At 56.9% G+C, this 22,794-nt stretch carries 17 protein-coding genes; 6 read left to right on the top strand and 11 right to left on the bottom strand.

Annotated elements, in window-relative coordinates; genetic code table 11:
• Positions 1-148: 148 nt before the first annotated feature.
• On the bottom strand, positions 149-1,213 hold the full coding sequence (gene queA / locus Y71_RS21090; RefSeq protein ID WP_007373483.1) for a tRNA preQ1(34) S-adenosylmethionine ribosyltransferase-isomerase QueA: 1,065 nt from the start codon (positions 1,211-1,213) through the stop codon (positions 149-151).
• Positions 1,214-1,390: 177 nt separating this feature from the next.
• Here queA and acpH point away from each other — a divergent pair, with 177 nt between their 5' ends.
• Both acpH and Y71_RS21100 read left to right on the top strand, forming a co-directional pair.
• Entirely contained in the window at positions 1,391-1,972 is a 582-nt protein-coding gene (acpH, locus tag Y71_RS21095; protein WP_007373481.1) for an ACP phosphodiesterase, read from the top strand.
• Positions 1,973-2,087: 115 nt separating this feature from the next.
• On the top strand, positions 2,088-2,690 hold the full coding sequence (locus Y71_RS21100; protein WP_007373480.1) for a peroxiredoxin C: 603 nt from the start codon (positions 2,088-2,090) through the stop codon (positions 2,688-2,690).
• A 42-nt stretch (positions 2,691-2,732) separates the two neighbouring features.
• On the opposite strand, the gene Y71_RS21105 is transcribed toward Y71_RS21100, so the two are convergent.
• The 3 genes from Y71_RS21105 to malZ are packed head-to-tail and all read right to left on the bottom strand — an operon-like array spanning position 2,733 to position 8,629.
• The gene (locus Y71_RS21105; protein ID WP_007373479.1) at positions 2,733-4,109 is read right to left on the bottom strand and encodes a DUF3999 family protein; all 1,377 of its coding nucleotides are present in this window, start codon (positions 4,107-4,109) and stop codon (positions 2,733-2,735) included.
• Positions 4,106-6,754 carry a DUF2339 domain-containing protein gene (locus Y71_RS21110; RefSeq protein WP_007373478.1) on the bottom strand — a complete coding sequence of 883 codons (2,649 nt, stop codon included), beginning with the start codon at positions 6,752-6,754 and terminating at the stop codon, positions 4,106-4,108. Before Y71_RS21110 ends, Y71_RS21105 begins: the two co-directional genes overlap by 4 nt.
• A 57-nt stretch (positions 6,755-6,811) precedes the next feature.
• Positions 6,812-8,629, bottom strand: a complete 1,818-nt coding sequence (gene malZ, locus Y71_RS21115; RefSeq protein ID WP_007373477.1) for a maltodextrin glucosidase — start codon at positions 8,627-8,629, stop codon at positions 6,812-6,814.
• A gap of 228 nt (positions 8,630-8,857) precedes the next feature.
• Here malZ and Y71_RS21120 point away from each other — a divergent pair, with 228 nt between their 5' ends.
• Positions 8,858-9,799, top strand: coding sequence for a 2-hydroxyacid dehydrogenase (locus tag Y71_RS21120; RefSeq protein WP_007373476.1), 942 nt, complete (start codon positions 8,858-8,860; stop codon positions 9,797-9,799).
• Between the two features lie 59 nt (positions 9,800-9,858).
• Here Y71_RS21120 and proY read toward each other — a convergent pair whose 3' ends face one another.
• From proY to phoB, 4 genes are all read right to left on the bottom strand, one after another.
• Entirely contained in the window at positions 9,859-11,208 is a 1,350-nt protein-coding gene (gene proY / locus Y71_RS21125; RefSeq protein ID WP_007373475.1) for a proline-specific permease ProY, read from the bottom strand.
• An 84-nt stretch (positions 11,209-11,292) separates the two neighbouring features.
• Complete coding sequence (brnQ, locus tag Y71_RS21130) at positions 11,293-12,612, bottom strand: branched-chain amino acid transporter carrier protein BrnQ (protein WP_007373474.1); 1,320 nt, start codon at positions 12,610-12,612, stop codon at positions 11,293-11,295.
• A gap of 405 nt (positions 12,613-13,017) precedes the next feature.
• The gene (gene phoR / locus Y71_RS21135) at positions 13,018-14,316 is read right to left on the bottom strand and encodes a phosphate regulon sensor histidine kinase PhoR (protein WP_007373473.1); all 1,299 of its coding nucleotides are present in this window, start codon (positions 14,314-14,316) and stop codon (positions 13,018-13,020) included.
• A 21-nt stretch (positions 14,317-14,337) separates the two neighbouring features.
• Complete coding sequence (gene phoB / locus Y71_RS21140) at positions 14,338-15,027, bottom strand: phosphate response regulator transcription factor PhoB (protein WP_007373472.1); 690 nt, start codon at positions 15,025-15,027, stop codon at positions 14,338-14,340.
• A 201-nt stretch (positions 15,028-15,228) separates the two neighbouring features.
• Here phoB and sbcD point away from each other — a divergent pair, with 201 nt between their 5' ends.
• Both sbcD and sbcC read left to right on the top strand, forming a co-directional pair.
• Positions 15,229-16,431, top strand: a complete 1,203-nt coding sequence (gene sbcD, locus Y71_RS21145; protein WP_007373471.1) for an exonuclease subunit SbcD — start codon at positions 15,229-15,231, stop codon at positions 16,429-16,431.
• Entirely contained in the window at positions 16,428-19,568 is a 3,141-nt protein-coding gene (sbcC, locus tag Y71_RS21150; protein WP_007373470.1) for an exonuclease subunit SbcC, read from the top strand. The genes sbcD and sbcC overlap by 4 nt, the downstream gene beginning before the upstream one ends.
• Before the next feature lie 74 nt (positions 19,569-19,642).
• Here sbcC and mak read toward each other — a convergent pair whose 3' ends face one another.
• Positions 19,643-20,551: a fructokinase gene (gene mak, locus Y71_RS21155; RefSeq protein ID WP_007373469.1), complete on the bottom strand. Its 909-nt coding sequence runs from the start codon at positions 20,549-20,551 to the stop codon at positions 19,643-19,645.
• Between the two features lie 100 nt (positions 20,552-20,651).
• On the opposite strand from mak, the gene rdgC reads away from it, so the two are divergent.
• On the top strand, positions 20,652-21,563 hold the full coding sequence (gene rdgC / locus Y71_RS21160) for a recombination-associated protein RdgC (protein ID WP_007373468.1): 912 nt from the start codon (positions 20,652-20,654) through the stop codon (positions 21,561-21,563).
• Between the two features lie 45 nt (positions 21,564-21,608).
• Here the strand turns inward: rdgC and ppnP are convergent, their stop codons facing one another.
• Positions 21,609-21,893: a pyrimidine/purine nucleoside phosphorylase gene (gene ppnP / locus Y71_RS21165; RefSeq protein WP_007373467.1), complete on the bottom strand. Its 285-nt coding sequence runs from the start codon at positions 21,891-21,893 to the stop codon at positions 21,609-21,611.
• An 86-nt stretch (positions 21,894-21,979) separates the two neighbouring features.
• The gene (locus Y71_RS21170) at positions 21,980-22,657 is read right to left on the bottom strand and encodes an AroM family protein (RefSeq protein WP_007373466.1); all 678 of its coding nucleotides are present in this window, start codon (positions 22,655-22,657) and stop codon (positions 21,980-21,982) included.
• Between the last annotated feature and the right edge of the window lie 137 nt (positions 22,658-22,794).

The following is a 22,794-nucleotide window of genomic DNA, read 5'->3' on the forward strand; positions in this document are numbered from 1 at the left end:
CACAACATCGAATTCATCAACAAGCAAAAAAGGCGTAATTGACGCCGCCAGTTTGGACGCGGACAGCGCACAGCAACCGGAGCGTACACATAGTACGTGAGGATTGCGAGCACTGCCCAAGTGCAAAATGGCAAGTAAAATAGCCTTTTTATGGGCGTTCAGTAATGGCCTGCGGATTGTACGTGATAAACATCGCATCGCCATAACTAAAGAAGCGATATTCCTGCGCAACGGCGGCGCGGTACGCGTTCATGGTGTGCTGATATCCGGCAAACGCGGAAACCAGCATGATCAGCGTCGATTCCGGCAGATGGAAGTTGGTCACCAGCGCATCGATCACCTGATATTGATAACCCGGATAAATGAAGATCTGCGTATCGCCAAAGAACGGCGCAATCAGCGCATCGTTGGCGGCCTGCGCGGCGCTCTCCAGCGAGCGTACGGACGTGGTTCCCACAGCGACAACACGGTTGCCGCGCGCTTTCGCCGCCAGCACCGCGTCCACAACCTCCTGCGGCACTTCGGCATATTCGGAGTGCATGATGTGATCTTCAATGCTGTCGACGCGTACCGGCTGGAAAGTCCCGGCACCGACATGCAGGGTAACGAAAGCCATTTCAATGCCTTTATTACGCAGACGTTCCAGCAGCGGCTCATCAAAATGCAGGCCCGCCGTCGGTGCAGCAACCGCGCCCGGCTTCTGGCTGTAGACCGTCTGATAGAGCTCGCGATCGGCATCTTCATCCGGACGATCGATATACGGCGGCAGCGGCATATGGCCAATGGCGTTAAGAATATCCAGCACCGGGCGCTCATCATGGAACTCAACTTCAAACAGCGCATCGTGGCGCGCAACCATAGTTGCCCGAACATCTTCGGCATCGCCCAGCAGCAGCTCAGCGCCGGGTTTTGGCGCTTTAGACGCGCGAATATGTGCCAGAATACGTTTATCATCGAGCATGCGCTCAACCAGCACTTCAATCTTACCGCCGCTCGCTTTACGGCCGAACAAGCGTGCAGGGATCACGCGGGTATTATTGAACACCAGCAGATCGCCAGGGTTGAGCTTATCCAGTAAATCGGTGAAAGTACCGTGCGTCAGCGCGCCTGTTGGGCCATCCAGCGAAAGTAAGCGGCAACTGCTGCGCTCGGGCTGTGGGTAGTGGGCAATCAGGGATTCGGGTAATTCAAAGGAAAAATCGGCAACGCGCATGACACTAACTCAAGACAAAATAAGAGGCGGGTAGTCTAGTGCCCGCGCCCTTTCGCTGCAACCGTTAGCCGCTTTTGGTTCAAAAAATAACCTAAAAGACAAAGCGGCATAACAGCGCCAGTGCTGGCGCCACCGGGCGCTGGCGAAACACCTGCAATCGACAATGATGGACATAGAATGAATTTTTTAGCACACCTGCATCTTGCACACCTGGCGGACAGCTCGCTGCCCGGCAACCTGCTGGCGGACTTCGTTCGCGGCAACCCGGAAAATCTCTACGCGCCAGCAGTGGTGGATGGCATTTATATGCACCGCCGTATCGACGTGATGACCGACAACCTGCCAGAAGTCAAAATCGCCCGTGAAGGATTCCGCGCGCAAACGCGCCGGGTCGCGCCCATCACGCTGGACGTGATGTGGGATCACTTTCTCTCCCGCCACTGGGCGCAGCTCTCCCCCGATTTTTCGCTGGAGGATTTCGTGCGTTATGCCCATTCGCAGGTGGCCACCATTTTGCCGGAGTCCCCGCCGCGTTTTGTGAATTTGAATAACTACCTGTGGTCGGAACGCTGGCTGGAGCGCTACCGGGAGATGTCCTTTATTCAGAATGTACTCAACGGCATGGCGAACCGCCGCCCGCGGCTTGATGCGCTGCGCGACTCCTGGCAGGATCTCGACGCTAACTACGCCGAACTGGAAAGCCTGTTCTGGCAGTTCTACCCGCGCATGATGGAGCAGGCAATTTCTCGCACGCTTTAATTGATAGGCAAAACCTGTCTCAACGATTGTCAATGGCGCTTTGAGCCACTTCCGCCCTCTCCCTATACTGGCCCGCGTTGCGTTCTAATTAACCTTGTAAATCACAGGAGTACACATGGTACTGGTCACTCGTCAGGCACCGGATTTTACAGCAGCAGCCGTACTGGGCAGCGGTGAAATCGTTGAAAACTTTAATTTCAAACAGCACACCAACGGCAAAGCCACCGTGCTGTTTTTCTGGCCGATGGATTTCACCTTCGTTTGCCCGTCTGAACTGATCGCTTTCGACAAACGCTACGAAGAGTTCCAGAAGCGCGGCGTTGAAGTGGTTGGCGTCTCCTTCGACTCCGAGTTTGTTCACAACGCATGGCGTAACACGCCGGTTGAGAAAGGCGGTATCGGTGCGGTGAAATACGCAATGGTTGCGGATATCAAACGTGAAATCCAGCAGGCTTACGGTATCGAACACCCGGACGCAGGCGTTGCGCTGCGCGGTTCTTTCCTGATCGACAAAGACGGTATCGTGCGTCATCAGGTAGTTAACGACCTGCCGCTGGGGCGTAACATCGACGAAATGCTGCGTATGGTTGATGCGCTGCAATTCCACGAAGAGCACGGCGAAGTTTGCCCGGCGCAGTGGGAAAAAGGTAAAGAAGGGATGAGCGCTTCTCCGGACGGCGTTGCGAAATACCTGAGCGAAAACGTCTCCAGCCTGTAATCGGCAGCGTTTGACAAAAGGCCCGCACTGCGGGCCTTTTTGTTAGCGTGTTTTCACTTCACGCCAGATACGCAGCGCCATCCAAACCAGCACCACAACCCCCAGCAGCAGCACGCCCCACACCAGCCACGTTTTCCACATTCCCTGCCGTTCAGCAGGCGACGTCGCCGTCAGCCGTTCCTGCCCGCCAGGTGTCACTCGCTCTGCCACTTGTACTTCCGGGATCGCGTCAAGATCGAGCTGTTTACGTAAGGCCTCCGGGATTAGCGCATCCAGGGCCACGGCGGCAGGCTGCGCCGCCCGGTTACCCCAGGCCAGCATAAATGGCCCTTTGCCCTGGGCGTTAAACAGCAGCGATTGCCGCGAGCGACTGCCGCTCATCTGCGGTAATTCACCCGGTAAACGCGCATCCAGCGTGGTAATGCGCACCGCCTGCACGACTCCTTCCGGTAACGCGATCGGCGCAGAAGCCTGTTCATTACGCTGCCACAACACAGTTTTACTGAGCGGTTGCCACTCGGCGCTGGCGCTACTGCGGAACGCGATCTCCACCGGCAGAACGCTCCCTTCCGCCAGTTTTACCGACAATGAACTTAACGGCTGCGGTTGCGCCCACAGGTATTGCGCCTCGGTGGAAGAAACCCGCTGTCCGTGGCTCGCTATCTGTACCTGCTCCAGCGGCGTTGGCTCGCTGCCCAGCGTCGCCGTGACCTGCGTAATCGTCACCGGCAGATTTGGCGTATCAAACACCATCAGCAAATAACGCACGCCATCCGCGGACATGGTTTGATTGACATTTATCTGATCGAGTTTCAACCGGTCGTTACCGCTCGCCAGCTCCATCACCGGCGCATTTTCCTGCAATGTTGCCCAGCTACGCATATCATCACTGAAAAAGAGCGTTACTTTGCTACGCCATTTCGCTACTGCTTCCGGCCATGTCAGCTTCAACTGCGCCAGCGTAAAGGTCTCCGGCATATTTTCCGGCAGCGCCAGCAAATAACTCTGTCCAACCACCTCTGCTGGCTCGCCTTCAATACGAATATCGACGCCGGATGAGGAGTGCAAACGCACCACATTTTGCCCTTGCGCGCTGGTTTCAACCGGTGAGGAGTCGAGCGGGAAGACGCGCAGCGGAATGGCGGCAGGCGCGTGGGTTGCCGCACTTTGTGTTTCCAGCGTGAACGGCACTCGCTCTCCGTCGCGATTAAACACCCGTACGTCACGCAAATCTGGCCATGTACTTTGCGTGTAAACATCCAGCGGCAGATCCACGCGATACCAGGAAGCCGCTTGCGGCAAATCAAGCGAGGCGCCAAACGCATAATCCTGCGGCGAATCCGGGAGCGGTTCACTGCTTATCGCCGCGCCCGTTGCCATTATCAGCGCAGCCAACACTACTCCATGCCATGTTGTCATTGTTCTTCTCCCTTATTTTGTTCCCGCACAGCCTTTGGTGGCAGGGGTGAAAAATAGCCCACAATCAGCACCAGTACGGCCACGCCAATAAAGGCGATCGCCCGCGATAAGCCACCGCCTCCGGCGCTGTCTACCAGCATCAACTTAAGCAATACAACGCCCAGCAGCACACCGCCGCACAGCCACTGATGGCGAGCATGCTGACGCGTCGCGCGAATCATCACCACCAGCGCAATCAACATCCAGAACAGCGCCAGGCTGGTCTGGATCAACCGCGATTGCCACAAACTGCCCACATCCCACTCCACTTCGCCGTAATACGCCAGCAACCGCAGCAACGCACCGTTAAGCCACCAGAAACCAAGCGCCGCCAGGACCCATGGCCGTACACGCCACATTTGTGGCGCTATCGTCGGGTAGTGGGTTTCAGCAAAACGGCTATACAACCAGACGCCAGCCAGTGCGAAAGCCGCCCCCTCTTCCAGCGGGTTAACCAGCGGGAGATAACGCATCTCCGTCACCACTCCGTCGCCGAGGTTAGCGAATACCAGCCAGCCCAACAGCACAGGTACTACCGGCAACAGCGCCAGCGCGCCATATAGCGCAGGCCAGATGCGAAACGGCCAGAACGCATGGCGGATTGCCGCCAGCACCAGCGCGATCGCAAGGCCACCCGCCGCCATCGGCAACCCGCTCTGCCAGGGCTCCGATCCCCACGGCAGTCCCTCAACAAACCACCACACTTCACTACCAGCCGCCAGCAACAGCATCCAGAACAGGGAGATATGTAACCCTTGCGACACGCGCGCAGGCACAGTGCCATTATCCTTGTAGAGCAGCAGCAAAGCGGAAGGCAGAGCAATACACCAGGCGAGATTCGACCATCCCGCCGCCAGAGCATGCCCTTGCGATGTTATCTGCCAGCCCAGCATCAGCGCCATACCCAGCCACAACAACCACCGGGCGTAGCCCAGCTCCGGCCATGATGCGCGCAGGCTGCCCGCACGCCACAGCCACACCGAAAGCGCCAACAGCGCCAGTACGCCAAACCCGGCATGCACCGCAACCGGTAAAACCAGCTGTGTCGCGCCGCCCAGCGCAACCACCCAGAACGCTACCGCGCCCGCCAGCAGCAACCCGCTGCCTTCACGCCGGATCCCACGCCACAGCCATGCGCCCGCCAGCCAACAACCGCTCAGCACGGCAAAGATCAACAAGGTCGACAAGGCATTAAGCCCATCGGCTGACGCCCAGAGCGCGCTACACAGCGCCAGCAACAACAAGGCGCTGCCGCTGTAGCTCATACGCCGCAGGTTTTGCTGCACGCCGAGCCACAAGATTCCCAGCCCTTCCAGCGCCCAGGCCATTGCCGTCCAGCGCGCTGAAAGCGCCAGTGGGATTGCCAGTGTGGCAAACGCGCCGCCCAGCGCCAGCGCTGCCAGTACCAGCGGTTTTGCCGCCGTCGGGTAGCGCTTCAGCGCCAGGGTCGCTAATGCCAGATAGAAAAGACCAAAACCCAGAGCGCTAAACGCCGGTCCGTAGTGCCAGTGCCAGGTAATAGCGTACTGCATACCAAATCCCACCAGCGGCGGCGCGAACAGCAGCACGCCATCAATAATGCGCTCTCCCCGACGCTGCGCGCGCAGTGACAACGCTACGCTCAATACGCCGAAGATCAGGATGTTGACAATCAGGAAGAGCTGGCAGCTCAGATAAAATTCCGGACGGTAGCTCTCCATGCCCCACAGCCCGGCAACGCCGAAAGTGAAGAACATCCCCAGAAGATTCAGTTCGCGCCAGTGCTGCCAGAGGCTGATGGCGAGAATGCCTGCCGAGAGCAGTAAGTAAAACGAGAACAGTGCGATATGGCTGCCGCCACCGGTGGAGAGCAGTATCGGTGCCAGATAGCCGCCAAGGCTGGCCAGCAGTGCCAGGCTCAGCGCCTGTTGCAGCACCGCCAGCCCGACGCTTGCCGCGCAAATAACAATGAGCAGCCCAAAGGCCAGCGTCATCGGCAACATCTGCCACAAGCGAAATGCGCCGAACACGGTTAAGTAGAGCGCGCCAACCGCGCCGCCTTGCAGTATCAAAGCAAAAACGGTTTGCTTATGCCGCAATCGCCACCCCAGCCCCAGCAGAACCAGGGCGACCAACGCCACGGCAGCCAGCCGTAATTCCAGCGGGAACAAGGCGTATTCCACGGTGTAACGTAGTAAGAAGGAGAGTCCGATAAATAGCAGCACAATGCCCAGTTTCGCCAGCGGATTGCCCTGCATAAACCAGCGCGCCAGCGAAGTGACCATGCCCCAGGAGGCGGTTTCCGGCTTCGTTGTTTTTATAGCAGGCGCGTCAACAGCGGCCGCTGGCGATTCGGCCTTACGTTCCCACGGATTAACCGCTGATACAGGCGTTTGAGGAATTTCAATTACTTCGCGAGCAGGTGCCGGGACAGCCCCGGCCGACGTCGCTTCACGGCTTTCCGGCATTTCCATCAGGCGCTGTTCAAGTACGCTCAGCCGCTGCTGCAATTGCAGAAGTTCACTCTGCGTGGCGACGCTGCGCCGCCAGGCGGTTATCGCCACAATGGGCACCACTACCAGCGCCAGAAACAGCACTACCACGCCGAATACTAAAAGACCATCCATGTACTATCGCCTTCGCTAAAGGGGAGACGTAACGACCGCCCCTCGTCGCGTGGCGATTCAGGCGGCAGACCAGACAGATGCGCTGGTAGCTGAAAGCGTCAGCACATCATCCAGTAGCGTACCTGTACCTTCCTGAAGCCGCCAGTTTTTCGCCTCTAACAGCGGCGAGCCCTCCAGCACCACCTCGCAGGCTTCGCCGCGGTTGATCGCCACCAGTACGCGCTGTTGCTGCCAGACACGAACAAAAACCAGCACGTTATCCTGGGCGTATATCACCTGGCAGCCGCCGCGCCGCAAAGCCTGGCTACGCGCGCGCAGTTTCGCCATACGCTGGTAGAGCGCCAGCAGTTGCGTATCCTGGCGCTTTTTATCCCACGGGAAGGTCTTACGACAAAAGGGATCGTTCGCCCCGTCGAGTCCCACTTCATCGCCATAATAGATGCAAGGCGTTCCCGGCCAGCTAAACAGCCAGACCACCGCCAGCGGCAGCCGGGCAAAATCTTTGCCGAGCACGGTTTTAAAGCGCGGCGTATCGTGGCTGTTGAGCTGGTTAAACATACGCAACTGCTGCTGGTGCGACAGTCCGGCCCGGTAGTTATCCATCCATGCTGCGCAAGTTTGCGCATCGATCTGCTGGGGATCGTAGGCAATATCTGTATTCGCCAGAAAGGCCCACACCGGCAGCGTAAAACCGCGATAATTCATGGCCGCGTCTTCAGCATCCGCCTGTAGCCACTGGCGCGCATCGCCAAAATGTTCGCCGAAAACATAGGCCTGCGGCAGCGTCTCTTTCGCCGCGCGGGTGATCCCCGAAATATGGTGCAGATTGTTACGCGCCCCGCCGTCTTCGCCCAGCATATGCACCACGTCCAGCCGCCAGCCGTCCATGTTCCACGGCGCTTTCAGCCAGTGGCGCACAATGCTCTCCTCCCCCTGATAAATCTCTTCAACCAGCGTCGGTGACTGATAATCGAGTTTCGGCAGGCTGGCATACCCCAGCCAGTCGCGGGCGCGGCCCTGCTCGTCAAAACTGTACCAGCTACGCCAGCGGGAATCGGGGTTATGACAGGCTCCACCGGTGCCACGGTTGTGGCGATCGAACCACGCGTGGGAATCACCGCTATGGTTAAAAACACCATCAAGGATCAAACGCATATTCAGTTGCTGCGTATTGCGCCGCAGGCGTAACAGGGCTTCGTCACCGCCAAACTGCGGATCGACATGGCGGTAATCTTCAGTGTCATATTTATGTACGCTGGGAGCGACAAAAACCGGGTTGAGATAGAGCGCGGTAACGCCCAGCTTTTTCAGGTAGGGCAACTTTTCGCTGATCCCGTCGAGATCGCCACCATAAAAGGTTGATCCCCCGGCTTGTGCCGTTAACGGATCGTCCCAGTCGCGCAGCACAATGGGGTGACCAGCGGCATGATGATGGTAAACCTTATCCTGCTGCTCACCGCGCGGCTGGCTGCGCGCAAAACGGTCCGGGAAAATCTGGTAAAACACCTGATCGGCCACCCACTGCGGCCCATCATCCGGCGCATCAACCGCGAACTGTTCGAGACGGGCGGGTGGAAAACGGCTAAACCCCTGCGGCGTAAACCACAGTTGCCGGTTCTCCCACAGGAGCTTAAAGCTGTAGCGGCGGCGCGGTTGCCCACTGCTGATGTCCAGCGCAACTTGCCAGGCACTGACGCCGTTCGCCGCGGTTTTCCGCCGTCGGTGCATAGCCAGCGGCGTCTCTTCATTGTCGATTTCGGTGCGCAGCATCACCCGCTCCGGCAAACCGATCCCACTCAGCCAGAGCGTGATAATTAACTGATCTTTATTTTGTTTCACAAACGGCGCGACGGGCAGGTGCCATGCATTTAACATCAAAAATCCCCTGTGCTCAAAATGACGCCACTCTTCCACACCCGCACGTCTGCCGCCTCCTTCTTTCGCTTTTTTTACAGGGCTGAGAGACGGGGCGCAGATGTGATCCGGCAGAGCTACCGCCGGGCAAATGCGTGAGTTTTTGCAGGCCTGCTTCGTGCCGATGCCCGAAGTCTCCGGACAGGCTGCTTTTTATACTGTTAAAAATGATAACCGCCAGGAATAAGTATGAAAAATAAACCCGAAATCCTTGTCATTACTGAAATTCCCCAACCGATGATAACCACCCTCGAACAGCATTTTGTGGTGCATAAATACTGGCAGCAGGATGAGCAAACCCTGCTGCGCGACCATGCGCATGCCATTCGCGGTGCGTTAACCCGTGCAGCCAGGGGGATCAGTACCTCGCTGATTGAGCAGCTTCCGGCGCTGGAGGCGATCAGCGGTTTTGGCGTGGGTGTTGATGCGACCGATCTCGAAACCTGCCGTCGCCGGGGGATCACCGTCAGCAACACGCCAAACGTGCTCAATGAGTGCGTCGCCGACACCGGGCTGGCGCTGATGCTGGCGGTGACGCGCAAAATTTGCGAAGCCGACCGCTTCGCCCGCGCGGGGCAATGGGAGCATGCCGCATTTCCTGGTGCCTGGAAAATGAGCGGGAAACGCTGCGGGATTGTCGGCATGGGCAATATCGGCCACGATGTTGCCCGGCGTGCGGCGGCGTTCAATATGCCGATCCACTATTTCAGCCCCCGGGAAGCCCGTAACAGCCGCTGGCAACGCCATCAGAGCATCGTTGACCTGGCGCGGGCGGTGGATTTTCTGGTACTGACGTTACCCGGAGGGGCGAAAACGCATCATGTCATTAATCGTGAAGTGCTGGAAGCGCTGGGGCCTGAAGGGATTCTGGTGAATATTGCGCGTGGCAGCGTGGTGGATACCGACGCGCTGATCGCGGTGCTGCAGGAAGGAAAGTTACGCGGCGCAGGACTGGATGTGTTTGAGAACGAACCCCATATTCCCCTGCCGCTGCGCGAGCTGCCAAATGTCGTGCTGCTACCGCATATTGCCAGCAATACGGCGGAAACCCGCCAGGCGATGGCGGATCTGACCATCAATAACCTGGTGAGTTATTTCAATGACGGGAAAATGCTGACCCCGGTGGTGTGATTTTTTGCCGGGTTACTGCACTTATCAGGCCCTGCAGGCCTGATAAGGCGTCGCCGCCATCAGGCGGATTTTTTAAACATCCAGCCAATCAGCAACAGCACAATCCACGCCAGACCCACGTACAGCGAAATGCGGGTTTCCGGGTGCCAGCCAATCAGCGCGATGATAAACACAAGGAACAGCAGTCCCACGACGGTAGTTGTCACACCGCCAGGCACTTTGAATTTCAGCGCCTTCACTTCATCGGCAGAAAGGCGGCGGCGGAAACCGATTTGCGACAGCAAAATCATGATCCACACCCATACCGTGGCAAAGGTCGCCAGCGACGCAATCACCAGGAAAACATTCTCCGGCATGATGTAGTTCAACCAGACCGCCAGCAGCAGCGCAACGGTCATCACCATGACCGTCACCCACGGGATGCCGCGACGAGAGGTTTTGGCAAACATCTTCGGTGCACTGCCCTGCTCCGCCATGCCGTGCAGCATGCGCCCCACGCCAAAAACATCGCTATTGATCGCCGAAAGCGAAGCGGTCAGTACCACAAAGTTAAGAATGCTGGCGGCAAAGGTAATGCCCATATGCTGGAAGGTCAGGACAAACGGGCTGCCGTCAGTACCGACCTGGTTCCACGGGTAGATGGACATGATGACGAACAGCGTCCCGACATAAAACACCAGAATGCGCATCGGTACGGAGTTAATGGCGCGCGGGATCGATTTTTCCGGATCTTTCGCTTCACCGGCGGTGATGCCGATGATTTCGATACCGCCGTAGGCGAACATCACCATTTGCAGCGCCATCACCGTGCCCAGCCAGCCATTACTGAAGAAACCGCCGTGGCTCCACAAATTGCTGATCCCGGTCGGCTGCCCGCCGTTACCGATGCCCCAGATGATGATGCCAAAACCGGCGAGAATCATGATGATAATGGTGGCGACTTTAAAGAACGAGAACCAGAACTCCAGTTCGCCGAAGACTTTTACGCTCATCAGGTTAATGGCGCAGATGATCATCACCACGCTCAGCACCCAGATCCAGTGCGGCACCGTCGGGAACCAGACGCCCATATAGATGCCGAAAGCCGTCACATCGGCAATCGCCACGATCAGGATTTCAAAACAGTAGGTCCAGCCAGTGATATAGCCCGCAAGCGGGCCGAGGTTTTCCTGTGCGTAACGAGAGAACGAGCTGGCGGAAGGGTTATGTACCGACATTTCACCCAGCGCACGCATAATGATATACGCGGCGACGCCACCAATAATGTAGGCCAGCAACACGCTCGGCCCGGCCATTTTGATGGCATCGGCAGAGCCGTAAAACAGCCCGGTGCCGATTGCCGATCCCAGCGCCATAAAGCGGATGTGGCGGGTGCTTAACCCACGCTTCAGCTTATTCGTACTTTCCATCGTTTCCACTGCCATTATTCAACACAAAAATAAAAAACCACGGGGCGCCAAACCCCGTGGTTAAACAAACCGTATCCGCAACTGTTAATGCGCGCTGGAAGTCACCTGACGCCCGGCGGTGCGATCCCAGACTGCCGCCAGAACCACCATCACCAGGCTCGGCATCAGCCAGGCCAGCCCCTGTTCCGCCAGCGGCAAACGCTGCGTCCAGGCCGGTAAATACTCAGCAAAGGCGGATGCTTTCACGCCGTCAAGGATACCAAAAAGCAGGCTGATAAACATGGCTGGCGCAATTACGCGGGTGGAGTTGTTCCACCACGAACGGCTGAAGCTCAGCACCACCAGCACGATGCACGGCGGGTAGATCATCGTCAGCACGGGGATGGAGATCTGAATCAGATGACTCAGCCCCAGGTTGGAAACCGCCATTGAGAAGATGCCAAGAATAAACACCAGCGAACGGTAAGAGAGCGGCAGATATTGCGCGAAAAACTCGGCGCAGGCGCAGGTCAGGCCAACCGCCGTCACCAGGCAAGCGATGAAGATCAACGCCGCCAGCAGGAAGCTGCCCGCGCCACCAAAGGTGTGCTGAACATAAGCATGCAGAATCGCTGCGCCGTTAGCGGATTGATCCACCAGCGTCGCGCTGTCTGAACCCAGGCGGAACAGCGCCAGATAGAGCAGCGTTAGCCCCACGCCCGCCATCAGCCCGGCCCAGACGGTGTAGCGGGTCAGCAGACGCGCTTCGGTCACACCGCGCGAACGGGCGGCATTCACGATCACGATACCGAACACCATTGCACCCAGCGTATCCATCGTCAGATAGCCATTAACAAAACCGTTAGAGAACGGTGCAGTCTGATAAGCTTCCAGCGCATGGCTGATAGGACCAGCCGGCCAGACGATCGCGGCAATCGAAAGAATGGTCAGCGCGATAATTTTCAGCGGAGCAAGGAAGTTGCCCACAGTATCCAGCAGCTTGCCCGGATAGAGCGACACCAGGATCACCAGCGCAAAATAAACGATGCTGTAGACCAGCAGCGGCATTGCGCCATCGCCAGTCAGCGGCGCAATCCCCACCTCAAACGAGACGGTCGCCGTACGCGGCGTGGCGAACAACGGCCCTACCGCCAGATAACAAACGGTTGCCAGCAGCACGCCAGCGACTTTACCGATCGGCGTGCTCAGGCTATCCACACCGCCACCCACTTTGGCCAGCGCAACAACTGTCAGCACCGGCAGGCCTACGGCGGTAATCAGAAAACCAAACGCCGCCATCCAGACGTGTTCACCCGCCTGCAAGCCGACCATTGGCGGGAAAATGATGTTCCCTGCGCCAACGAACAAGGCGAAGGTCATAAAGCCCAGAGCAACAATGTCTCGTGGTTTTAAGTGATAGGTCATAAGTTTACTGCCTGTGGATGTGGTGTCGTAAATAATGGTGAATTTTTCGCCTTCCCTGCCGAACAATAACGCGTATAAACCGTGAAAAATCAGCTGGAAATGCTTAATACGTAACGTGGCGGAGTATAGTTTTTCGATTTACCACGTAAACATAGTCGGTCTGACAATGTCAGGGGCGCAATTTAAACGCTTATAACGTTTAAAGGCAAGATGGGATCGCAAAACCAGATGGATATGCTGGATCAAGATAAACATCCAGTCCAATACTCTATTTATAAGAAAAACACATGGCTGATCATGCGAACAAAAAAGCATCATGCGTACAAAATAGGTTTTATCGCGGGGAATCAGCAGGAAATGCGGCCTGTTTTTACAGGCCGCTGGAAAGATAAGCTGACAGGAGCGTCAGGCAGCAGGAGTTTTGGCAACCAGACGTTCCGGCAGAATAAAGCTAAAACTCGTCCCTTTGCCGGGCGTACTCGCAATATCAAGGCGGCTTTCGTGATGGTTGAGAGCATGTTTAACAATCGCCAGCCCAAGCCCGCTCCCGCCGGTTTGCCGGGAACGGGCCTTATCGACGCGGTAAAAACGCTCGGTCAGACGCGGAATATGTTCGGCGGCAATGCCCGGACCATTATCCTCAACGCTGAATTCCGCCCCTTGCGGCACATGCTGCCAGCGCACAATAATGTGCGTTCCGGCGGGCGTATGATTCACCGCGTTATACACCAGGTTGGAGATGGCGCTGCGCAATTGCTCCTCATTACCGAGCACTTTTAAGGCGTTATCGACCTCAAACTCCAGGTTGTGCTTTTTTTGGCTGAGCGTCTGCGCTTCCCGTTCAACCAGGCGCAGCATCATCGGCACATCGATGGTTTCATTTGGCGGCAGCGTCGGCGCCGCTTCAATCTTCGACAGCGTCAGCAGCTGGCGCACCAGCCCTTCCATCCGCGATGTTTGCTCACGCATGGTATGCAGCGCTTTTTCGCGCGGCGCGCCTTCCAGCGCCTGCTCCTGCATCATCTCCAGGTAACCTTGCAGCACCGTCAACGGCGTGCGCAATTCATGGCTGACGTTAGCGAAAAAGTTACGCCGCGCGCCTTCCAGTTGGTGCATCTGCGTAACATCGCGCGCCACCAGCAGCAGTTGCTGCTCGCTGTAAGGCATCACGCGGATCTCCAGATGGCGCCCGCTGTTCAGCACCAGATTCAGTGGCCGGGTAAATTCTTGTTTTTTAAGATACTGCGTGAATTCAGGGTAGCGCAGCAGGTTCAGGATGTTCTGCCCGTTATCATCCGGCCAGCGCAGCCCCAGCAGCTGTTGTGCCAGGCCGTTACACCAGAAAATAGACCCTTCTTCGGTGGTGAGGATCACCGCATCCGGCAGAGATTCCGCACCGCTGCGAAAGCGTTTGATGAGATTACCCAGCTCGCGCCGCCGCTTTTTATTACGCATCTGCATCTGGTGCAGCCCGTATAACAGCGGCTCCCAGCTTCCCGTGCCGGGCGGTGGAGTCATACTTTTATCGACCCACAACCACCAGGAGAGGCGCAGTAAATTCCAGAAATGCCAGATCAGCAGCCCGGTTACCGCGGCAAATAAAAACCAGGGCAGGTAACCGAAAATCGCGCCGAGTATAAAAGCAGGTAGACAACAAAGGAGGAGCTCCAGCACCAGCCTTTTCCATGACAGCCGTTCCAGCACGCGTCACACTCCTGTCAAATTTCAGAAACGGGTCGAAAAACGATATCCCGTGCCGCGCACTGTTTGCACCATACGATCGTGACCGCTGTGTTCCAGCGCTTTGCGCAGGCGACGAATATGGACATCAACCGTTCTGTCTTCGACGTAAACATTGGTTCCCCAGACATGGTTCAGCAGTTGTTCACGACTGTACACGCGTTCCGGGTGGGTCATAAAGAAGTGTAAGAGTTTAAACTCCGTCGGCCCCATATCCAGCGGATTTTCGCCGGTCATCACGCGATGCGAAGAGGGATCGAGGCTAAGTCCCTGCATTTCAATCACTTCTTCCACCGCCATCGGCGAAATACGGCGCATAACCGCTTTAATACGGGCAACCAGCTCTTTCGGTGAGAAGGGCTTGGTAATGTAATCGTCCGCACCGGTTTCCAGACCGCGTACACGATCTTCCTCTTCGCCACGCGCCGTCAGCATCATCACCGGAATATCGCGGGTCATGGCCTCGCGTTTCAGGTGCTTAATAAACTGAATACCGGAACCGCCAGGCAACATCCAGTCCAGTAAAACCAAGTCTGGCCAGGGTTCGTTAAGTTGGTTCACCGCACTGTCATAATCTTCAGCTTCTACCGGTTGAAAACCATTTTGCTCGAGCACAAAGCACACCATTTCACGGATCGGTGCTTCATCTTCAACGACCAGAATTCGTCTCGCCATAATTCGCCCTGTTTTCTCGTATAAGTCGTCAGTTTGTATAGCGGCGCCATTATGCGTCAGTTTTATGACAGATTTATGAATAACATGACCACCAGATGACCCTGCCCGCAGCATTATGACAGCGCGAATATTCACGCAGTTAATGTCTCTAACACCCTGAATGTTATAATCGCGTTTATCCATTTTCGCCACGGAATCGCTATGCGCATTATTCACACTTCAGACTGGCATTTGGGTCAGAACTTTTACAGCAAAAGCCGCGCTGCAGAACATGACGCCTTTCTCGACTGGCTGCTGAATGCCGCAGAGCAGCACCAGGTGGACGCCATTATTGTTGCAGGTGATATCTTTGATACCGGTTCTCCGCCCAGTTATGCCCGCGAGTTATATAACCGCTTTGTGGTGAAACTCCAGCAAACCGGCTGCCAGTTAGTGGTGCTGGCGGGCAACCATGATTCCGTGGCAACGCTGAACGAATCAAAAGAGATCCTCGCTTACCTGAAAACCACCGTGGTCGCCAGTGCCGGCGCCGCACCATTCTGGCTCAATCGCCGTGATGGCACGCCCGGCGCCGTTTTCTGTCCGGTACCGTTTTTACGCCCGCGTGACATGGTCATCAGCCAGGCCGGATTATCAGGGCAGGAAAAACAGCAACATCTGCTGGCGGCTATTACCGATTACTACCAGAAGCAGTATGACGCCGCCTGCATTCTGCGCGGCGAGCAGGCGCTGCCGATTATCGCCAGCGGCCATTTGACCACCGTCGGTGCCAGCAAAAGTGACGCCGTACGTGACATCTATATCGGCACCCTGGATGCCTTCCCGGCGGAGAATTTCCCGCCAGCCGACTATATTGCGCTTGGACATATTCACCGCGCGCAGAAAATTGGCGGCCTGCAGCATATTCGCTACTGCGGTTCACCGATCCCACTGAGTTTTGATGAAACCGGAAAGCGTAAAAGCGTCAATCTGGTCACGTTCAGCGATGGCAAGCTGGCGGAAGTTACCGCGCTCGACATTCCGGCCACGCAGCCGCTGGCCGTAATCAAGGGTGATTTCGCCGAGATTTGCCGCCAGCTTGAGCAGTGGCGCGATGCGTCCACCGACACGCCAGTCTGGCTGGATATTGAAATTGAAAGCCGCGAATATCTGGCTGATATGCAACGTAAAATCCAGCAAGTTACCGAAGATTTGCCCGTCGAAGTGTTGCTGGTGCGCCGCAGCCGCGAACAGCGGGAGCGGATCCTCGCCGGAGAGCTGCGGGAAACGCTCAGTGAATTGAAAGTTGAAGAGGTCTTCGCCCGCCGCCTGGCGCAGGAAGAGATCGACGAGATGCAAACGGCGCGCCTGCAAGCCTTGTTCAGTGAAGCGCGCCAGGCGCTGGATGCGGAGAAAGAGGCATGAAGATCCTCAGTTTGCGGTTAAAAAACCTCAACTCGCTGAAAGGCGAATGGAAAATCGACTTTACCGAAGAGCCGTTCGCCAGCAACGGTTTGTTCGCCATTACCGGCGCGACGGGCGCAGGGAAAACCACCCTGCTCGATGCTATTTGTCTGGCGCTGTACCACGAAACACCGCGCCTTAGCACCCTGTCACAATCGCAAAACGATCTGATGACCCGCGATACTGCCGAGTGCCTGGCGGAAGTGGAATTTGAAGTAAAAGGCATTGCTTACCGCGCTTTCTGGAGCCAGAGCCGCGCGCGCGGTCAGGCAGATGGCAATCTGCAAGCACCGCGCGTCGAGCTCGCGACCTGCGCCGACGGCAAAATCCTCGCCGATAAAGTCAAAGATAAACTCGATCTCACCGCCTCATTAACCGGGCTGGACTACGGCCGCTTTACCCGCTCAATGCTGCTGTCGCAGGGGCAATTTGCCGCGTTTCTCAATGCCAAACCGCGCGAGCGCGCCGAGCTGCTGGAAGAGCTGACGGGCACGGAAATCTATGGCCAGATTTCGGCCATGGTGTTTGAGAAACATAAAGCGGCCAAAACCCGGCTGGAACAGCTACAGGCGCAGGCGGAAGGCGTGGTGCTGCTCAACGATGAACAGCGCCAGCAACTGAGTACAGGTTTGCAGGCGCTTACTGACGAAGAAAAAACGCTGCTGGCCGGGCAACAAACCACGCAGGCACAGGCGCAATGGCTAAACCGAGAAGCCGAACTTCGTGCCGCGCTCGGACGGGCGCAAGCCGCGCAGGTGCAGGCGCAGCAGGCGCTGGCTGCCGCGCAGCCGCAACTGGCGCGGCTTGCCCTGGCGCAACCGGCTTTGCAGTTACGTCCGCTGTGGGAACGTCTTGAAGAGCAACATAAAGCGCTGGCCCGTACCCGCAGCCAAAGTGAAGAAGTAAATACTCGCTTACATGCCAGCCTGTTGCAGCGCGCGCGTATCCGCGCAACCGCCGTCGAGAAGCATGCCGTTCTGCTGGGCAGTCAAAAAACGGTTGCCGGCTGGCTGGCCGAACATGCCCGCTTCCAGCGCTGGCACAGCGAACTGACCGGCTGGCGCGTGCTGTTTAACCAGTTGGAAGAGGAGAAAAAGCAGTGGCAAAGCCTGCAACAGCGCGTGCTGACCCATCAGCAGAAACTGCAAACGCTGCCGGAAGCCACGCTGGAACTGACGGCGGAAGAGACGGCTGCGGCGATGGCGCAGTGCGCACAGCATCGCCCGCTACGCCAACAGCTTGCCGCCCTGCACGCCCGCTTCGCTCCGCTGCGCAAGCAACTGAGCCTGCGTCAGCAAAGCCTGCGGGATCTGCAAGCCGAGCAGGAAAAGCTCAACGCCGAGCGGGAACAAAAACGCGCGTTGTATAAAGAAAAAAACCAGTTGCTGACAGAAGTCACCACCATCTGCGAGCTGGAAAACACCATCAAAAGTCTGGAGAGCGAGCGCGCGCGCCTGCAGGCGGGTCAGCCCTGTCCGCTGTGTGGCGCCACGGAACATCCGGCGGTTGCGCACTACCAGACGATCGAGCCAGGCGTGAACCAGTCTCGCCGTCAGTTGCTGTTTGACGAAGTGCAGAAGGTAAAAGAAGAAGGCGTGGCGCTGGGCGAGCGGCTGAAAGGCATAGCTGAACGTTATGAAAAAGACGAGCGCGAAGTCCGCTCGCTTCAACAGGATGAACAAACGGGATTGCAGGAGTGGGTTACGCTGTGCGAGCAGTTGAATGTCTCGCTGGATCCGCACCGTGAATTGACCAGTTGGCAAAGCGCGCAGGATGCGTATGAACACCAGCTCTATCTGCACAACCAGCGCCAGACATTACTTTTTCAAATCAACGAACTGCAACAGCAGAGCGAACAATACCAGCAGGCAGTCACCACCCGTCGCGACACGCTGGCTGCGGCGCTGCAACAACTGGATCTGACTCTGCCACCGGAAGGCGAAGAAGCCGCATGGCTGGCGGCGCGCGCGCAGGAAGCGGAGCAATGGCAACAGCAGCAGCAACAGCAGATCGCGCTGCAAGAGCAAATCACCCAACTTACGCCCATTCTCGATACGCTGCCCACCGACGAAACGCCCGCCGAAGCGCAAAACGTGGCGCTGGAAGGCTGGCGCCAGGTGCATGACGACTGCGTGTCGCTGCGAAGCCAATGGCAAACCCTGCATCAGCAACTGGCGCAGGAGAGCGAAACGGCTGAAGCGCTGGAGAAACAGTTCCTTGCGGCGCTGGAAAACAGCGTCTTTGCCGATAAACACGCGTTTCTCAGCGCACTGCTTTCCGATGACGAACACCAGCGGCTGGAGCAGTTGCGTCAGAAGCTCGACGCCGATTGCCAGCAGAAACAGGCGCTGGCCGCCAGCGCCGAACAAGCCGTTGCCGCCCATCGGGCGCAGCCGCCTGCCGGGCTGGAGGAAAATGCCACAGCCGACAGCATCGCGCAGGCGCTGGAACAGGTTTCGCGTCAACTGCGTGAAAACACCACCCGTCAGGGGGAACTTCGCCAGCAGTTAAAACAGGATGCCGATAACCGTACGCGCCAGCAGGCAGTGTTGCAGGAGATCGGGCGGGCCAGCGTGCTGTATGACGACTGGGGTCATCTCAATGCGCTTATCGGCTCGAAAGAGGGAGATAAATTCCGCAAATTCGCGCAGGGTCTGACGCTGGATAATCTTGTCTGGCTGGCGAACAACCAGCTCGCGCGTCTGCATGGTCGTTACCTGCTGAAACGCAAAGCCAGCGAAGCACTGGAACTGGAAGTGGTGGATACCTGGCAGGCGGATGCGGTGCGCGATACGCGTACGCTCTCCGGCGGTGAAAGCTTCCTTGTCAGCCTTGCGCTGGCGCTGGCGCTGTCGGATTTGGTCAGCCATAAAACGCGCATCGATTCGCTATTCCTTGATGAAGGCTTTGGCACACTGGATAGCGAAACGCTGGATACCGCGCTCGACGCCCTCGATGCGCTGAATGCCAGTGGCAAAACCATCGGCGTGATCAGCCACGTAGAAGCGATGAAAGAGCGGATCCCGGTGCAGATCAAGGTGAAGAAAATCAACGGGCTGGGTTACAGCAAGCTCGACAGAAAATATGCGGTTTCGTAGATATTACGCCGTTGCGCAGGCCGGATAGTGCTGACGCTTATCCGGCCTGCGAAGCCACTATTCCATCTGCGGTTTTACTCGCCCTGCGGCCACAGCCAGGCCGCGCCGCGCACGCCGCTGGAATCGCCGTGCAGCGCTTTACGGATCGGCGTTTCGCATTCGCCGCCAAACACCCAGTTGCGCACCAGTACAGGAACGGTCTGGTACAGCCTGTCGACATTGCTCATGCCGCCGCCGAGGACAATCACATCCGGATCGAGAATATTGACTACGTGCGCCAGCGACTTCGCCAGCCGCAACTCGTAGCGGCTGAGCGCCAGTTCAGCCACCGCATCCTGCTCGCCGACCAGACGCATAATCTCATTACCTTTTAGCGCATTACCGCTTAAGCGCTGGTAATCCGTGGCAAAGCCGGTGCCGGAGATAAAGGTTTCGATACAGCCTTGCTTGCCGCAGTAACAGGGCACTTCGGCGCGATATCGCAACTCATCATCATCCATCCACGGCAGCGGATTATGCCCCCACTCGCCCGCCGTGCCGTTGCCACCGGTGTGCACATGCCCGTTGATCGCCACGCCGGAACCGCAACCGGTGCCAATGATCACCGCGAACACCGTTTGCGCCCCGGCCGCTGCGCCATCCACCGCTTCGGACACCGCCAGGCAGTTGGCATCGTTCGCCAGCCGCACTTCCCGCTGCAGCCGCTGGCTTAAATCTTTGTCGAACGGTTTACCGTTCAGCCAGGTGGAGTTGGCGTTTTTCACCACCCCGGTATAGGGCGAAATGGAACCGGGGATCCCCATGCCGACGGTTCCCCGCTGGCCGGTCTCTTTTTCCGCCAGATCCACCAGCGTCGCAATCAACTCTATGGTTTGCAGATAGTCGCGCGGCGTGGCCTGCCGATGGCGGAAAAGCTCTTCGCCGCCATCGCCCAGCGCAATAATCTCTGTTTTTGTACCACCTAAATCGATACCGATACGCACATCAAACTCCTCATGGTGGACCACGCATTAGCAATGCAAGGCGGACAACAATTCGCTATCATGCCCGCTGCATTTAACGACAAGGCCGTGGAAAAAAATCATGCTGTGGTTCAAAAATTTAATGGTATACCGTCTCAGCCGCGATGTGGCGCTGCGAGCGGAAGAGATGGAAAAACAGCTTGCCCCACTATCGTTTACTCCATGCGGTAGTCAGGATATGGCGAAAACCGGATGGGTTCCACCGATGGGTTCACACAGCGACGCGCTGACCCATACCGCCAATGGTCAGATTATTATCTGCGCCCGTAAAGAAGAAAAAATTCTGCCGACGCCGGTGGTTAAACAGGCGCTGGAAGCGAAAATCTCCCGCCTTGAAGCCGAACAGGGCCGCAAGCTGAAGAAAACGGAAAAAGATTCGCTGAAGGATGAAGTACTGCATTCGCTGCTGCCGCGCGCGTTTAGTCGTTTCAGCCAGACCATGATGTGGATCGACACCGTTAACGGTTTAATTATGGTTGACTGCGCCAGCGCCAAAAAAGCGGAAGATACGCTGGCGCTGCTGCGTAAAAGCCTCGGTTCGCTGCCGGTTGTGCCACTGGCGCTGGAAAACCCGATTGAACTGACGCTGACCGAGTGGGTACGTTCCGGCAACGTGGCGCAGGGCTTCCAGCTGCTGGATGAAGCAGAACTGAAAGCGATGCTGGAAGATGGCGGCGTGATCCGCGCGAAAAAGCAGGATCTGGTGAGCGACGAAATCGCGGTACATATTGAAGCCGGGAAAGTGGTGACCAAGCTGGCGCTCGACTGGCAGCAGCGCATCCAGTTTATGATTTGCGACGACGGTTCAGTAAAACGCCTGAAGTTTTGCGACGAGATCCGCGATCAGAACGAAGATATCGACCGTGAAGATTACGCCCAGCGCTTTGATGCCGATTTTATTCTGATGACCGGCGAGCTGGCGGCATTGATTCAAAATCTGGTGGAAGGTTTGGGCGGCGAAGCTCAGCGCTGAGTGTTCAGCAAAAGAGAAACGCCCGGGTTTTCCGGGCGTTTTGCATTACAGGTAGCGGCAGAGATAGGAGCTCGGCTCAGCGACCTGCAAATGGAATTCACTCTGGCCAGGCACATTGAATACTTCACCCGCCGTGTAAGTTTTCCACTCGGTTTCCCCTGGCAGCAAAACATTCAGCGCCCCGCTGACCACCGTCATCTCTTCCGGCTGCGCGGTACCAAATGTGTATTCCCCTTCCGCCATTACACCCACGCTGGCACGGCCAGTGCTGCTGCTGGTAAAACCAATGGATTTCACTTTACCGGAAAAGTATTCGTTACTTTGAAGCATGACTGGCCCTTATAAAGAAAATGTATGAAAAGCCACTATAGGGGCCGGGATTCACTTCTGTCACGCAAAATTGCACAGCGCTGCGACTAGACAAGCAGTTCAGATGCGAGGCGCGCCACCAGTACGTTAGACAATAATACCGGGACATCCAGCGCCTTCTGGAGCAAATCACGGTGCTGCTGATGGAAGCCAAGACAATCCAGCATCAACACATCCGCACCGCGCTCCAGCAACGCTCGCCCGGCATCAATAAATTCTCTTTCTGTCGCGAGGAAAGGATGCGCCAGTTCGTAATAAGGCTCTTTTTCCAGAACCGTCCACTTTTTCTTCTGCTGCGCCATCAGTTCCGGTACCGGAACAATTACCCCCACCTGATGCCCGTCGACAATTGACGCCACCAGCGGCGGAATAATGCGCTGCGGTTCGACTAAAATCGCATTGCGCGTTACAAATCCCCGGATATCGGCGGTGCTCATTAGCAGAATGACATCGTAGCCCTGGTTATCCAGCACTTCGATAACGCTCTGCAAATCACGCTCCACCCTGGCACGGGAGACCATGCCGAGGCTGTCATCGCGCAACTGCGTCGGAATCGCGAACTCGCCAGCTTCTGCGCCGTACTCCTCACGCACCTCTTGTGGGTCCATCTTCCCCAGCAGGCTGATATGCGTGATCTGCTGCTCTGAAATATGCTCCGTCAGGAGCGGTAAAATTGCTTGCACCGGCACTACACCAATGGTCAGGATCGCCAAAGTTGCACTCATTTCTACTTCCCGCCTTTCAATACTACTCGTTCTTATTTGCTCTCTTTACACGGCAGTACAGCTTATGCCGTGTAAAGAGAACATCACACTCCCGCGTTCAAATAAATTCCAGCAACCATGCAATAGTAACCGTTGAG

The organism is Kosakonia radicincitans DSM 16656 (assembly GCF_000280495.2).
Classification (GTDB): Bacteria; Pseudomonadota; Gammaproteobacteria; order Enterobacterales; family Enterobacteriaceae; genus Kosakonia; species Kosakonia radicincitans.